The 15,891-nt window shown below is 47.0% G+C and carries 11 protein-coding genes and 2 pseudogenes; 8 read left to right on the top strand and 5 right to left on the bottom strand.

Going from position 1 to position 15,891, the window contains the following annotated elements; translation table 11 throughout:
• Positions 1-747: 747 nt before the first annotated feature.
• The 6 genes from DW657_RS14475 (at position 748) to DW657_RS14450 (ending at position 10,759) form a co-directional block, all read left to right on the top strand.
• Positions 748-3,153, top strand: a complete 2,406-nt coding sequence (locus DW657_RS14475; RefSeq protein ID WP_147381964.1) for a carboxypeptidase-like regulatory domain-containing protein — start codon at positions 748-750, stop codon at positions 3,151-3,153.
• A 352-nt stretch (positions 3,154-3,505) separates the two neighbouring features.
• Positions 3,506-5,539: a histidine kinase gene (locus DW657_RS14470; protein WP_118313160.1), complete on the top strand. Its 2,034-nt coding sequence runs from the start codon at positions 3,506-3,508 to the stop codon at positions 5,537-5,539.
• Positions 5,540-5,581: 42 nt separating this feature from the next.
• Positions 5,582-6,367: a LytTR family DNA-binding domain-containing protein gene (locus DW657_RS14465; RefSeq protein ID WP_118313159.1), complete on the top strand. Its 786-nt coding sequence runs from the start codon at positions 5,582-5,584 to the stop codon at positions 6,365-6,367.
• A 13-nt stretch (positions 6,368-6,380) separates the two neighbouring features.
• A complete protein-coding gene (locus DW657_RS14460) occupies positions 6,381-7,613 on the top strand; it encodes a toxin-antitoxin system YwqK family antitoxin (RefSeq protein ID WP_118313158.1) in 1,233 nt (410 codons plus the stop codon).
• 36 nt (positions 7,614-7,649) lie between these two features.
• Positions 7,650-8,459 carry a hypothetical protein gene (locus DW657_RS14455; RefSeq protein ID WP_233547108.1) on the top strand — a complete coding sequence of 270 codons (810 nt, stop codon included), beginning with the start codon at positions 7,650-7,652 and terminating at the stop codon, positions 8,457-8,459.
• 110 nt (positions 8,460-8,569) lie between these two features.
• Positions 8,570-10,759: a glutamine synthetase III gene (locus DW657_RS14450; protein WP_117662299.1), complete on the top strand. Its 2,190-nt coding sequence runs from the start codon at positions 8,570-8,572 to the stop codon at positions 10,757-10,759.
• Between the two features lie 190 nt (positions 10,760-10,949).
• On the opposite strand, the gene DW657_RS17905 is transcribed toward DW657_RS14450, so the two are convergent.
• From DW657_RS17905 to DW657_RS14435, 4 genes and pseudogenes are all read right to left on the bottom strand, one after another.
• The gene (locus tag DW657_RS17905) at positions 10,950-11,045 is read right to left on the bottom strand and encodes a smalltalk protein (RefSeq protein WP_153091799.1); all 96 of its coding nucleotides are present in this window, start codon (positions 11,043-11,045) and stop codon (positions 10,950-10,952) included.
• Positions 11,046-11,078: 33 nt separating this feature from the next.
• Entirely contained in the window at positions 11,079-11,663 is a 585-nt protein-coding gene (locus DW657_RS14445) for a DNA-binding protein (RefSeq protein WP_118313157.1), read from the bottom strand.
• 445 nt (positions 11,664-12,108) lie between these two features.
• The gene (locus DW657_RS18445; RefSeq protein ID WP_233547107.1) at positions 12,109-12,585 is read right to left on the bottom strand and encodes a hypothetical protein; all 477 of its coding nucleotides are present in this window, start codon (positions 12,583-12,585) and stop codon (positions 12,109-12,111) included.
• Between the two features lie 13 nt (positions 12,586-12,598).
• Positions 12,599-13,576: pseudogene (locus DW657_RS14435) on the bottom strand (peptidase domain-containing ABC transporter); the annotation flags it as partial.
• Between the two features lie 386 nt (positions 13,577-13,962).
• On the opposite strand from DW657_RS14435, the gene DW657_RS14430 reads away from it, so the two are divergent.
• The gene (locus tag DW657_RS14430; protein WP_117664260.1) at positions 13,963-14,583 is read left to right on the top strand and encodes a CatA-like O-acetyltransferase, family 2; all 621 of its coding nucleotides are present in this window, start codon (positions 13,963-13,965) and stop codon (positions 14,581-14,583) included.
• Between the two features lie 2 nt (positions 14,584-14,585).
• Positions 14,586-14,732 (top strand): annotated as a pseudogene (locus DW657_RS14425) (N-acetyltransferase); the annotation flags it as partial.
• A 69-nt stretch (positions 14,733-14,801) separates the two neighbouring features.
• Here the strand turns inward: DW657_RS14425 and DW657_RS14420 are convergent.
• On the bottom strand, positions 14,802-15,464 hold the full coding sequence (locus DW657_RS14420; RefSeq protein WP_255415705.1) for an ISAzo13 family transposase: 663 nt from the start codon (positions 15,462-15,464) through the stop codon (positions 14,802-14,804).
• Positions 15,465-15,891: the final 427 nt, after the last annotated feature.

The following is a 15,891-nucleotide window of genomic DNA, read 5'->3' as shown; positions in this document are numbered from 1 at the left end:
ATTGGATGATAGTTGCGGATTTTAGGTCAATGTTGATGCAGAAAAATAATAAGGTAATGGATATTGATGCAAAATTAAAGGCAGTAGCCCTCAGCGATAATAAGTTGGGGGCTACTGCAAGGCAAATTGGGAGCGAGCATTTACTTCTTTGTGATGAGTAATCATAATGATAAAACTCTTCTCTTCTGAGTCTATGTTTCTATGTATATATTCTGTCATAATCGTAACTGTTTGAATAACAGGCGCAAATATAGCGAAAATACTCAAATCCGAGAAATAATCGGCGTTAAAATACTCAAATCCGAGAAATAATACGACCTGCACGGTTGAAATTACCCAATACGCCCTGAAAGGGCAGAAGCTCCTAGCCCAGGGCATCGCCCTGGGTAATTATGGACCCTAACCCGTCGCCCCGTAAGGGGAAAAACTTTTAAAAAACAAACAAAAAAAAAAAAAATTTTTTTGCCTTGACGGGGCGTCTTATTGATTGCTATTATACCCAGGGCGATGCCCTGGGCTAAGAGCTTTTGGGCTTTCAGCCCGTTTTAACCGTATAGTTTGTTTTTTTTATTGTCGAATAAGCCCGAAAAAACGACGTTTAAACGCATTTGATAACAAACAGGCACAATGACCCGAAAAGGGAGGTTGCGAATATACATTTTTTTATATATCTTTGCAATCAATAAGATTCTATTTGTTCAATCAATAAGATTCTATTTTGTATTAACTGATAAACATGTAAGGCTTATGAGACGGAAAATTCACAGCTTAACTTTTGTGTTCATGGCATTGTTGATGATGTTGATGACGTTCGCTTCATGCAGTAAAATTCAGGATTTGCTGAATGAGGGAGATGATGATGACGACGACGATGGAGGCATTAATCCACCGGAACTCGTAGAAGGAAGAATGGAAGACATCGCTCTTTCGGGTATCGTGAGAGATGCCAGCGGCACTCCAATCGAGGGCGTGAGCATCGTGAGCGGCTCTTCTGTTGCTACTACCAATACCGACGGATTCTTTGAATTCGACCAGATTCAGGTAGTAAGTGTCCCGAACGACCGCTCGGTAGTGAGATTCAGCAAGGCGGGCTATTTTGATGTGGTGCGTTCTATGGATGCTGACGATGATGCTGCCGATGGCGCAAGCTGGGAGGTGGTGATGTGTAGGAAGGAGAACAATGATTTCACCAGCATCAAGACCTATTCTTCTTCATCCGACCAGACCCTGCAGGCTGGCGAAATGAAGATTGATATGCCGCAGGATGGATACAAGGTGGATGGCACCGGAGCCGGCTATACTGGAAAAGTGAAGTCGGAGATGGTGTATCTGGATCCTAACAATGAGCGATTCTCTGAGATGATGCCGGGTGGCGATCTCGCCGCTGTGCGTTCCGACAACTCCAGCGTCCAACTGGTTTCCTACGGAATGACCGACCTGAACATGTATGCCGAAAATGGCGATAAGTTGCAGCTCAAGGATGGCAGCAAGGCAAAGCTCACTTTCCCGATACCGGCAGGAATGGGTGAAAATCCGCCAGCCAGCATCCCTTTGTGGAGCTTCAATGAGAAAACGGGTCTCTGGGAGGAAGAAGGAAGTGCCGCATTGCAGGGTAATGTATATGTAGGAGAAGTGGCTCATTTCTCCTGGGTCAACCTGGATTATCCTGAAAAGCAGGGCACCGTTTATGGATATGTAAAGGATGATACCGGCAAGGTTCTGCCAGGTGTAAGATTGAGCATCGGACAGTTGCTGGCCTCTACTGTAACCAAATCAGATGGATATTATTCTCATGAAGTTCCTGCCAATACAGACTTCAGCATCACAGTGAAGAATCTGTACTATGGCGGCATCGACCAGAAGGTCTCCGTAAAGGTTCCTGCCCTCTCTCCGGGAGAAAGACGTCAGGTGGATATCACGCTGCCTCACCTGGTTCGCGTATATGGCAAGGTGATGAACGAGCGGGGCGACGGCATCCGCTCTTCGGTATGGGTGCAGACGGAAAAGGCTAAGACAGAAGTTCTCCAGACAGATAAGGATGGTAACTTCAATGTGTATGTACCGAAGGATATGAAGGGTAAAGCCACCGTACATGCCCGAACCTATCGGGGTGATGAGATTTCAAGAGACATAACCATCGAGAATGAGGATGTATATGTAGAACTGATTGTAAGCGGTTCTGGAGGTGTCAATACCAATATGATCCATATCTTCTCTGATGTTCTGGGCAATGAAGCATGGCCTATACCAACCTATACGAGTCCGATTAGCGGTGTGCTTCTCCTGGATGATAATTTGATGCTGATACCAGAAGAAAGAGCTAACATCTTGATGTCTATATTGGTAGCTCATTATGATAAGGAGAAGACTACCTATACGGATGGTGTAACAGCCAACGTGGCTAATCGGACAGAGAAGCGCCTGTTCCGGACTATGGCGGGCAAGGAAATGAAGTGCACCGTACAGAGAAACGGCAATGATTTCGTGTTCTCACTGGAAGGAAATGGAGCCTTTGGCAAGGTATCTTTTGACGAAGATGATGCCGATGATTTGGATTCTGATGAAAAATATGATGAGAATGCCAAGTTGGTTGGCAAGATGATGAACTATCCGCTCCTGGCTACAGCCAAGACACTTCGCAACGTCAAGCCGGTAGATGCAGGCTTCCCTTCTTTCACTCCACAGCTGGAGGCAAAGGCTCCTTTGGCACTGCTGATTACGGAAAGTCTCAATCTGGGTAAGGGCGGCATCATTTATTATAATGGTGGAAGCAGCGATTATCAGAAGTTGAAGAATGCGGCAGCCAAATTGGGCCTTACCAATATGGGAGAGGACAATGAGGATGGCTATATGGCGGTAAACTTCTATTCGGCAAAGAAGAAGCTTCTGATTACGCTTGAATATGATTCTGAGGCTACAGGCATTACGGACAAGAATACCTTTGAGGATGTGGATGAATATGCTCCTATCATTATGACAGTATTGGATGGTATATCAGAAGATACGTTCCGTGCCATGATGGAGGAGGATGATGCCGATGATACCCGCAGCACCCGAGTAACAGCCCGCAGGCATTTCAATCCGATATCAAAATGTAAGTTTGATGGCTTTAAGAAGAAAAAAATGTTCCAAAAGCTTGCTCATTTGCGTTAATTTGCCTATATTTGCAAGGTAAATTCGTAGAAAATTCAGAGGGTGTGTCATAAGCCTAGATAATGACTGCCGAGGACGGGCTGAAAGCCCAAAAGCTCCTAGCCCAGGGCATCGCCCAGGGTATAGTAGCAGTCAGTAAGGCGCCCTGTAAGGGCAAAAGCCTTATAAATAGCTTGGTACTTGAAAGCTTTTGCCCTTACAGGGCGGCAGGCTTGCGTCCATCTTAACCCAGGGTGTTGCCCTGGGCTAGGAGCTTCTGCCCTTTCAGGGCGTGTGGAGTATGGAGCTTCTGCCCTTTCAGGGCGTATTGACTGTGACTGATGACACTCCCTCCCTGTAGAAAATAATAGAAATGATGAAAAATGATAAGTTTTGCCTCTGGCAGGTTCTCCTGCCTCTCTTGCCTCTGCTGATGATCCTGGCTTCCTGCCGGAAATCGGCAGAGGAAACTGCTGATAACCTGCGTATCGAAAAACTGCATCAGCTCGATGAACTCCTCAATGCGCAGTCGCCGCAGGCTAAGGCGGAAATAGAAAAAGGTATGAAGCTGGCGAAAGACAGCCTCACGTTTTATGAGTATTATGCCAGGAAGGGAAGATGGTTTTGCCAGTCGGCAACGCCCGATTCTACGGTAGGCTATGTGGACCACACCCTGCGTTTCGCCCTCCGTCAGCCCGATACTCCGCGCCGCAACGGTCTTCTTGCCTATACCTACAACTGTCAGGGCATCAACTATCATAATTTTCATCGCAAGGCAGACGAGGTGGTTTCGCTCTACCAGTCTGCCTATGCCTATTCCATGCGTAGCGATGTGCAGCACCAGGCGCCTAGTATCTGTGCCAACCTGGGTGATGCCTATCTCTTCAAGAATCAGTTGCCGCAGGCTGCCTCCTGGTATCGCCGTGCGCTCTTTCTGGTAGATTCCCTCCAGTTGCCCAAGGAGGAGAATGTCTCCCTCTATGTGGGTCTGGCTACCATCTACCTGAAACTCAATGATTTCGATGCATCGCTCCAGTGCTATCAGCAGACGGAAGACCATCTCCCGCAGATGTCGCTGGCTATGCAGGCGTATTACCTGAACAATTACGGCAACTACTACTATTATAAGAAAGACTATGCCCAGTCGCTCCGCAAATTCCTGCAGCTGAAGCAGTTGCTGGAGAAGCACAAGAAGGACGACTGCTTCGACATGTATCTCTGCAAGCTGAATATGGCAGATGTGTATCTCAATCTGGACAGCATTGCCCAGTCGGAGAAATATCTTGCCGAGAGCGAGCCTTTCATGGTGGCCAACCACGATCGAGAGGCGGTATATTACTGTAATACGATTCATATCGGTCAGGAGGTGAAGAAGGGAGATATGGCGGCTGTTACCCGCATTCTGAACAGCGAGAGGCAGCAGTTTGGAGAGAATCTCAGCAATCTCGTAGCCTTCAACCTGCGCCAGATCCGCAATCAGTATCTGCAGCGATATTACCTCGCCAAGGGCGATTACCGCATGGCATTCGAGAATCTGCGCAGGGATATGCTGAAGAATGATTCGCTGGAGCACAACAGAATCAAGATGAGAGCTTCTGAAATCATGGACCGCTTTACCCAGGATACGCTGAAACTGCACCACGACCTGGTGCTTGAGCACAAGACGGCACAGTTGAACCAGACCCGCTCTATTGCCCTGGCTGTAGTGCTGCTGATTCTGCTGCTGTGTATGTTCTTCGTCATCAAGAGCATGCGATCCGGCAAGCGGCTCGAAGAGAGCAGGCATCGCGTGCTGCAGCTGAAGCTGGAAGGGGCAAGAAACCGAATCTCTCCTCATTTCGTCTTCAATGTACTCAACAACAAGATCCTGCATGCCGGTACGGCGGAAGCCGACGAGCTGATGGGGCTTGCCCGGTTGATACGCAGCAACCTCGACCTGTCCTGCCAGTCGAAGGTATCTCTGGCCGCAGAGATTGGTTTCGTGAAGCAGTATCTGGCGGTGGAAAGTCCGCTGATGGGCGATGATTTCGATTTCTCGCTGCAGATAGATCCCGAAGTGGATGTGGAGAATACGTATATCCCGTCGATGTTTGTCCAGATTCTCGTAGAGAATGCCCTGGTTCACGGACTGAGAGGCTGGGAGGGAAGGAAGATCTTGCTGGTAAAGGTAGGCAGAAAGCAGCCGGGCTATACCGTGGTTTCCGTGCTGGATAACGGCAGGGGATTCGATATCCGCCAGAAGGGAAAGAAGCGTACCGGACTGGGCATCATCACCCAGACCATGGCTGTGGTGAACGAGCATAATCGCCAAAAGATGACCTTCTCGCTGCAGAACCGGAAGGCAGAAGATGGCAGCGTGGCAGGATGCCTGGCGCAGGTATGCATACCCGATGGCTTCGTGATGTAGCAGGACCTGCGAAACTTGAATATAAACAATATAATAAGGTGTATGAAAGTTGTAATCATAGACGACGATAAATCTTCAGGCAAGGCTTTGGCTGATTTATTGGAAACGAAATACGATATGGAGGTGCTGGGATGCGCGCTCTGTGGGCTTGACGGCCTGGCGATGGTAAACAGGTACCAGCCCGATGTGCTCTTTCTGGATGTCCAGCTGCCCGATGTGAATGGCTTGGATTTCCTGGATAAGCTGTCGGGATTCGTGCACCGCCGCTGCCAGGTGGTGATGTACACGGCATACGATGAATATATCCTGACAGCCTTCCGCAAGCAGGCATTCGATGTGCTGCTCAAGCCTATCAATCCCCAGGAGCTGGATACCATCGTCAGACGCCTGGAGAAAGAAGCTGAGAAAGAGGCAGAAAAAGAGCTTGAGGCTGAAAAAGAGGCTGAGAGAGTGGTAGGGGCTGGCGTGAAGAATGCACCCGTTGCGAACGGCAAGCTGCTCTTCTACACCAACTCCGTGGATTTCAGGCTGGTGGATAAGGAGAATGTCTGCCTCTTCCAGTATAATCACGAAGTGAGATGCTGGGAGGTGGTGGTGGCTGATAACAGAAAGCCTATCAGGCTGAAACGCAGCGTGAAGAGCACCGACCTGCTCGCACTCGCCCCTCATTTCATGCAGGTAAACCAGAAGTTCATCGTCAACATCAATTACCTTATCGAGGTGGTTGACAATGTTTGCCATTTCTATCCCCCTTTCGATGAAATCGACTATGTAAAGGTGGGCAGACTCTATAGAAAGAAGCTGATAGATAGATTTTTAAGTATTTAAAAACATAATAATTATGATGAAAAATAAGTATTCGGTCATCATCATGATGATTGCCCTCTTCGGAGGACAGACAGCTCTGGCGCAGGAGAAAATCGTGCCAGAAACTCCTCCCGTTCCGCAAGACCGGCTGGACACCCTCTATTACAACAAGAGCTGGAAGGTAACCCCTAACAAGGCTTTCGCCAACTATTATCGCCTGGCGCTCTATCCTGCTGATTCTACGGCAGCCAAGGAGTTCCGCACCTACTATATGAGCGGCGAACTGCAGGGCGAAGGCAGCTTTGTGGTCCTCGATAGGAAGGATGATGCCAAGAGCCAGTTTGCCGGCACCTTTACTACCTATTTCAAGGATGGACAGGTAGAGCAGAAGAAGACCTATCAGGCAGGACTGCTCTCGGGCGAATATACCTCTTATTATAATAACGGCAACGTGAAGGAGCATTTCTTCATGAACCAGGGCAAGAAGATGGGGGTAGGAGCCTCTTTCACGGAGAACGGCAGGGTATGCACCCTTACTCCTTACAAGAACGACATCCCTGAAGGCTTTTATGTGGTGGTGGATGCCGACGGCAACTACTCCAAGTATTCGCTCACCGACCACCAGCCTATCCTGGAAGCCCCTTCGCCTGATGAAATCCTCACCGAGTATAAGAACGGTGTGGCATGGCCTTACTACAACAAGAACGGACTCATCGTGGGCGTGAGCAATTCGATGGTGGATGAGAACATCGGCGATTACCGCGAAATCGGCGTCTTCATCGTCAACAAGAGCATGATCAATGTGGATATCGACCCTTCCCAGATTGAAATCTACGATATGAAGGGCGGCAAGCGCAAGGACTTCGAACTGGTGGGCGCTGATGAGTATGACAAGAAAATCTTCAAGTTCAAGAAGAAGGTGGCTAAGCGTGCGGTAAAGAACAAGGCGATAGTGCAGACCGAACGCGAAAACAACGTGAATGCCAACCTGGGCGCGCAGGTGTTTGATGCCGGAACCTCCAATACGCTGAAGGATTTCCAGACCCGTATCTGCCGGATGCAGCAGCTGGAAGACGGCAACCGCATGAAGTATTCCGACAAGATGCCTGAGGACCTGGGCTATCTGGAGCGCACCACCATCCATCCCGGCGAAGTGGTTTCGGGCTATCTCTATACCACCGACCGCAAGGCTGCCGATCTCTTCGTCAAGGTAAAGATCAAGGGCATCGACTATCTCTTCGAGTGGAAGGCAAGCAAGAAGAAATAACGTGTGTGAGATGTGAATGCTAACTATTAAAAAATAATGGAAATGATGAAAAAGATTTTGATGATGGCCATCTTGTGCCTCGTATTTACAACAAGTGGTTTTGCACAGTTCAAGAGAACTGCATTCAATCATGTGGGGCTGAATGCAGGCGTGGGTACCGAAGGTATCAGCATAGGTGTGGCGGCTCCTGTTTCCAATTTCGTGGAGTTGGAGGCAGGCGTGGATATTCTGCCAAAGTTTCTCTCGATTTCTGATAAGGCGAACATAACGACAGATGCCTCTATCATCGTTCAGGGACAGACAGTAAGGATTCCTGATTCCAAGGTGGATATTGATGCTGATTTCTCCCGTACAGCCTTTCATGCCAAGGCGAATATCTATCCTTTCGGCGGCAACAGCAAGTTCTTCGTGGCTGCCGGCTTCGCTTTCGGCGGTGCCAAGCTTGCCAAGTTGAGCGGTCACAGCGATGATTTGGCGCAGTTTATCAGTAAATATCCTGAATATTCAGATGAAATCCTGAACTGCGTAGGTGCGGAACTCTCGGATTACAATATCAAGTTCGACAAGAATGGTGATATCAATGCCGACCTGCGCTGCAACTCCTTCCGCCCTTATCTCGGTCTGGGCTTCGGCAGAGTGGTTCCTAAGAACCGCCTGGGCTTCCGCTGGGAGATCGGCTGCCAGTATATGGGCAAGCTGAAAATCTATCAGAACGGCTCGGAGGTAGATGTCAGGAAAGCTCTCAATGATTCGATGGGTGAAGATGGCGGCGACATCGCCGATATCGTGGATAAAATCCAGTTCTATCCTGTGCTCAAGTTGCAGATTGTGGGCAGAATCCTGTAATCAAAATAAGAAAAGTTTGAATTATACATAAAAAAACGGGCAAAATGGTAGCAGTTAGCCAATTATTTCGTAACTTTGCACCCGCAAACTTATAAAATAATAAAAGAAGAATGGCTAATTTGAGATTTGAGGTTGTAGCCGAGGCCTTTAAAAAGAGACCTGTTGAGGTGGAAACTCCCAAGGTGCGCCCTTCGGAGTACTTCGCCAAGTATGTATTCAACCGCCAGAAGATGTACAAGTATCTGCCATCTGATGTGTACGAGAAACTCATCGATGTGATAGACAACGGTAATCGTCTGGACCGTTCCATCGCGGATGCCGTGGCTGCCGGCATGAAGCTCTGGGCTGAGGAAAACGGGGTAACGCATTATACTCACTGGTTCCAGCCATTGACAGAAGGTACTGCCGAGAAGCACGATGCCTTCGTGGAGCACGATGGTAAGGGTGGTATGATTGAGGAATTCTCCGGCAAGCTGCTGGTGCAGCAGGAACCGGATGCCAGCTCATTCCCTAACGGCGGTATCCGTAACACCTTCGAGGCTCGCGGCTATTCTGCATGGGATCCTACATCGCCTGTGTTCATCATCGACGATACCCTCTGTATCCCTACCATCTTTATATCTTATACAGGTGAGGCGCTGGACTACAAGGCTCCATTGCTCCGCTCGCTCCATACCCTGAGCGAGGCGGCTACCGAGGTGTGCCACTACTTCTACCCTCAGGTAAAGAAGGTGCAGACCAATCTCGGATGGGAGCAGGAGTACTTCCTGGTAGATGAGAGCCTCTATTCGGCTCGCCCAGACCTGATGCTCACCGGACGTACCCTGATGGGTCACGATTCGGCCAAGAACCAGCAGATGGACGACCATTATTTCGGAACCATCCCAGAGCGTGTGCAGGCTTTCATGAAGGATCTGGAAATCCAGGCACTCGAACTCGGTATCCCTTGCAAGACCCGTCATAACGAGGTGGCTCCTAACCAGTTTGAGCTGGCGCCTATCTTCGAGGAGTGCAATCTTGCAGTAGATCACAACATGCTCCTGATGAGTCTGATGAAGCGTGTGGCTCACAAGCACGGTTTCCGTGTGCTGCTTCACGAGAAGCCATTCGCTGGCGTCAACGGTTCGGGCAAGCACAACAACTGGAGTCTCTGCACCGATACCGGTGTGCTGCTTCATGCAGCAGGCAAGACTCCTGAGGATAACCTCCGCTTCGTAGTCTTCATCGTAGAGACCCTGATGGGTGTATATAAGCACAACGGACTGCTGAAGGCATCCATCATGAGCGCAACCAATGCCCATCGTCTGGGAGCCAACGAGGCACCTCCAGCCATCATCTCCTCATTCCTGGGCAAGCAGCTCACCGATCTGCTCGACCATATCGAGAAGGCTGACAAGGAGGAACTCTTCGCCCTGGCTGGCAAGAAGGGTATGGAGCTGGATATCCCTGAGATTCCGGAGCTGATGATCGACAATACCGACCGCAACCGTACCTCACCATTCGCCTTCACCGGAAACCGCTTCGAGTTCCGTGCCGTAGGTTCTGAGGCAAACTGCGCATCTTCTCTCATCGTATTGAATGCAGCCGTAGCTGAGGCGCTTGAGAACTTCAAGGCTCGCGTGGATGCCTTGATAGCCAAGGGCGAGGACCAGACTTCGGCAATCATCGACATCGTTAGAGAGGATATCAAGACCTGCAAACCTATCCGCTTCGATGGCAACGGCTATTCTGACGAGTGGAAGGAAGAGGCTCAGAAGCGTGGCTTGGACTGCGAGGCATCCTGCCCGGTAGTCTTCGACCGCTACCTGGACAAGGAGAGTATCGAGATGTTTGCCAAGACCAACGTGATGAGCGAGAGCGAGCTGAAGGCGCGCAATGAGGTGAAGTGGGAGACCTATACCAAGAAGATTCAGATAGAGGCTCGTGTGATGGGCGACCTGACCATGAACCACATCATCCCAGTGGCTACCCACTATCAGAGCCGTCTGGCAAAGAATGTAGAGGGCATGATCCACATTTTCGGTGGCGAGGAAGGCAAGAAGCTGACCGCCCGCAACGTGAAGATCATCCGTGAGATAGCCGAGCGCACCGAGTCGATAGAGCGTGGTGTAGAGGCATTGGTGGATGCCCGCAAGGTAGCCAACAAGATAGAGAGCGAGCGCGAGAAGGCTGTAGCCTATCATGATACGGTAGCTCCGAAGATGGAGGAAATCCGCTATCAGATTGACAAGCTCGAGCTGCTGGTAGCAGATGAACTCTGGACCTTGCCGAAGTATCGTGAGCTGCTGTTCATCCGCTAGGATGATTCCGTATCAATTCCGTGCGTAATCCGTACAGCAGGAATGCTCTTCCGATAACTCAGCGTAATCCGATGAAGAAAAATAAAGAATTAAGGAATAAATAAAAAAAAGAGGATGTGTCATGAACTTATGACACACCCTCTTTTTTTTGAGAAGTAATTGATAAAAATCTAAGATTTCTTGTGCAGTTCTACGACATGCAGCTCGTCACGCCCAGAGAGGCGGCGATAGCGGTCAAGATAGATATTACTATCTGAAATACAGTTTTCCAGGTTTCTTTCTTCATACGCAGTTTTTTTAGTGATTAATGATTAGTGATTTACAAACTTACGTTGTCGCCGCCGCCGTCAGTTCCGCCGCCAGTGCCCTGACTGGTACCACCGCCGCCCTGCGATGTTCCGCCGTTATCCTTGTTGGTATCCCCGCCAGCACTCTGGCTAGTATCACCTCCGCTCGGAGTATTCTCCGTACCACCGCCGTCATCGGCTCCCGATGTATAATCATCGTATGCCACGATCTTGGTGAGCTTCTTCAGCTCGGCGTTGCTCCAAGATTTTGTGTTTCTCACAATCAGATGCACGCCCTGCACGCTTGCCGCTGTCACCTTCTCCTTGCTCACCTCGCCACGCGAAGTCATGCCGATGGAGAACAATCCGAGGTCAGAGAAACGAACGCTCTTGCCATCCAGAATCAGATGCTTCAGGCAGTCGAGGGTATCCATCAGCACACCGTGGATAGTGCCTCGGCTGTATGGAGAGTTGTGCTCAGAGATATGAGTCACGAAGTCCTCGAAACTCATCTCACGGTCGCTCACGGCAGTAGCATACCAGAGCTTCTTACCCGCGTTCTCACCCGTCTGAGGGGTACGCATAATCTTACGATACTTACTAGTTCCTTGTCCCATAGTCAATCAGTTTTTTAAAGGGTTAATAATTAATTTAATATCTCAAGAAAGTTCCACACGCTTTTCTTTTGACGATGCAAAGGTACGGCTTTTTTAGGGGACCACCAAAAATCAGGGTGTGATAAGCCCCGATTTTCAGCAGCCCCAGAATACGAATCCCGTTAAGAAAACTAACTCGCTCTAAATTGGGCTTTGATTGAAAATCAAGAAGTTGGGCGTTTGCCTATATTATATAGGTAACAATATGGAAACGAGCGGACTTCTGCTCGTTTCTGTATTTTGCAATATGCAAAGAACGCCTCAATTCGGGGACAAAGATACGACAATTTTCTAAATATCCCATAACTAGCAAGGAGAAATTTACGGAATTTAGAACTTTTTGAGTTAAATCTGATGCTTACCAACAATATGTATCCAAAAACAAACAGCAGTATTCGGATATAGCTTATCCGAATCCCTGCTGCCATAACGTTTTGTTGCTGACGATGATTCTGACATCGGCTTTCATGTACTTTTGCAACACAGGGGACTTTTGTCCTTGTGTACTCACAGTGGCTATAGCCATAAAATAGTTACCATCTTCCCTATGTATGAGCCTGGCTTTATGGCTTGTGATGTCGCAGTTATAAGATGCATTATCGTTGCCCTCGAAAGATACATGAGCCGTCCTTGGCTCATCGAAAAGATACAAATACTTGTATGGCACAAACACCTGCATCGTTCTTTGATTGATGACCTCACCATTAGCCTCTATGGATATAGGATAAGGTATCTTGTAGAAAGCAACTGCGAGGGCGAGGACTATGATCGTAATGACAACCGTTCCTAAGCTGACGAGACGAGGAGGAACCTTGCCTATCACGTTCCTCACCTTCTCGCTTCTCAACTCGATATTTTCTGATTCTCTTTCTTTCTGTTCCATATCAAAAGTATTTTTAGTTTCCCAATTCCAACTGATTCTTCACAAGGTTATAGTATGCCCCTCGCTTGGCGGTCAAAGACTCATGATTGCCTTCCTCAACCACTTTGCCATGGTCGATGACCACGATTTGGTCGGCATTCTTCACTGTGCTTAGGCGATGAGCTACAATCACAACAGTCTTACCCTTATAGAACTTATCCAAGTTCTCAACGATGCTCCTCTCGTTGTTGGCATCTAGCGAGTTGGTTGCCTCGTCAAGGAAGATGTAGTCAGGATTCTTATATACCGCCCTCGCTATCAAGATGCGTTGTTTCTGTCCCTGGCTCAGTCCCACGCCATCACGTCCAATCTTGGTGTTGAACTTCAGAGGCAAAGCCATCACGTAATCCTTGATGCAAGCAATCTCGGCAGCTTTCAACAACCGTTCCTTATCTATATCGCCATCATCAACAGCAATATTTCTAGCGATACTCTCCGAGAAGATAACACCATCCTGCATGACAACACCACATTGTCTGCGCCACCACTTTTTGTTGAGTTTGTTGATGTCAGTATTTCCAATGTTGATTTTTCCCTCCAAGACAGGATAATAACCAAGCATCAAACGGATGAGGGTGGTCTTTCCACTGCCAGATGCACCAACGATGGCTGTTACCTTACCTTGCGGAACGTGAATGCTCACATCGTCTATGGTTTTGCGCAAAGCATGTGGGTCGTACTTGAACATGATGTTCTTGATGTCAATGCCCTCATTCTTATCTTCAATAGAAGTTAGCAAGCCTTCCTTTCCATTCTCATCATCCATCTGGTGAATCTCGTTGATTCGCTCCAAGCTAATCTTCACATCTTGCAGAGAATAGAAGAAGTTCATCAGTTGCTCCACAGGCGAGTTGAGCTGTCCGATGATGTATTGCACGGCAAGCATCATACCGAGTGTCATTTGCCCATGAATCACGGCAGTTGCAGCGACTACCGTGATGATGATGTCCTTCTTGAAATCTTACTGATTGTTCGTAACGTACTGATAACCAATGCTAAATGAGGTGACAAAATGACGAAAGAAACAAATTAGGAACAACAAAATCAAGAAACCCCAAAATGAAAGCATGAGAAAACAAAAATTAACATGGAAAACAATGATAAATTTCCGATTTTGACATTTTAAGAACATGGCAAATAGAACAAATATTTATGAACGCATATATGTATCTTGCCATATTGGGAAACCAATTGCTTAGTCTCATTTTTGCAGATTATATTTCTATTTTGTCTAAATTACGACGGAATAAAGCAGATATTCAAGGGATTTGGATGGATTATCAAAATAAAACGTTATTTTTGTGTACCTAAAACGATAAAAATATGAAGTTAAGCACTATGAGAGAAATAAATCCCAAAGAAACCACCCGTGCATATGCATTTGAGCTTTGGATGAAAGCCCCGATGCCAATGGTTACGTTTTTCAAGATTTTGGATGTCAGTCGTCTTGTTAAAATCAGCAAAAAGTCAGGTATGAAATTCAATATGCTGATGTGCTGGTGCATCGGCAAAGCGGCAAGCAGTATCAAGGAATTTTATATGCTGCCTGTCGGAGACAAATTGATGCAATATGATGCTATTGCGGTTAATACCATTGTTATGAACAAGGACAATGAGGTCAGTTCATGTGATGTGCCGTTTTCTGATGATTTGCAGCTATTCAATGAAGATTATCTGAAATTGACAACGGAAGTAGCCCGAAGCTGTGAGAACCACGATTTGACAGAAAGCATGGTAATAGGGACTTCCGCACTGGCCCAATATGAAATTGACGGTGCGGTAGGTATGTACAGCGGTATCTTCAACAATCCGTTTATGATATGGGGCAAGTACCATAAAGGTTTCTTCAGAACGACACTAACGGTTTCATTCCAATTCCACCACACTCAAATGGACGGGGCACATGCTGCAAAGTTCCTGGATTGCCTGCAGCAGGAAATCAATAAATTACTTGTGTAGCGATGAATATGGAAAAACAAAGATTGATACTTCGTTCCTGGACAGAACACGATGCAGAGTCTCTTTATAATTATGCTAAAGTTCCAGCTATCGGCCCTATTGCAGGATGGCCTCCTCATACATCTGTGGAAAACAAAAACAAAAAAATATACAGGAAAAATTAGACAAAAATCCGGATTATGTAATATGTAAAAAATAACTTCTGTAGTTTTCTGCGGTTAAGAGCAACATTTGACGAGATAGTTCCATTTGGAGAGCTCATCATCAAAAATGATACGTTTGCTCTTGTTTGATTCGTAAGATTCTTCAATGGGTCTTTTCGTTTCATACGTTCTTTGATTTATTGTAGCGATAATGGAGAGTCCTTTCTTTGTGACGGTAGCCTCTGCTCTCGTTCTTGCATTCTCAATGGACAAGAGTGGTGCGCCACTCCAACTTCTTGAAATTGGTCCAAACATGCAATGCTCTATAGGATTGTATTTGGAGCAATATGGAGGGTAATGTACCATGATGATATTTACCCCTATGGTTGAAGCCAACTTCATCAAAGCTTGTTTTACTATATGGTGCGAACATGCATTAGAACCGCCACCATCACAGAGAATACAGATTGTGTGGGCATTTGGGTATTTCCATTGTAGGAATTGTTGCCAAATATGAATGAAATTGTCACAGACAAACTCAGCGGTGTCATGGCTAACCCCCAATGTTAAATAGCCAGTATTAGCTCCAACATCATAGATGCCATAAGGGACTATGATTCCATCCGAAAAGCTCTTGAGATCATGGTCATAAGCCTTAGGCTTCCTCTTGCAAGAGACTGTGCCTTGACGTTTGAAGTTGCCAATCATCTCCTTCTTCTTTGTGTCAATACTGAATATTGGGATGCCATAAGTTTCACCTCCGAACGAATTTCTTGGATTTTCTAACTCGCTCTAAATTGGACTTTGATTGAAAATCAAGAAGTTGGTCGTTTGCCTATATTATATAGGTAACAATATGGAAACGAGCGGACTTCTGCTCGTTTCTGTATTTTGCAATATGCAAAGAACGCCTCAATTCGGGGACAAAGATACGATATTTTTCTAAATATCCCATGACTATATAGGAGAAATTTATGGAATTTAGAACTTTTGCGTAAAATTCTCTACCCGATAAGCTGGTTTCTTAGAAAATATTTGGAGAAGGCGAATTAAAGCCACATTTTTGTAGCTATAAATCCCACCACTCCTCTCAACGATGTGTACTAAGATGAGGTTTTACTTTTTATTTGGATATATGAGCTACGACAAACAACTGATATATATT

It is taken from the genome of Prevotella sp. AM23-5, from assembly GCF_003473645.1.
GTDB lineage: Bacteria > Bacteroidota > Bacteroidia > Bacteroidales > Bacteroidaceae > Prevotella > Prevotella copri_A.
Note: the sequence above shows the minus strand (reverse complement) of the source record. Positions and strands in the feature narration are given on the sequence as shown.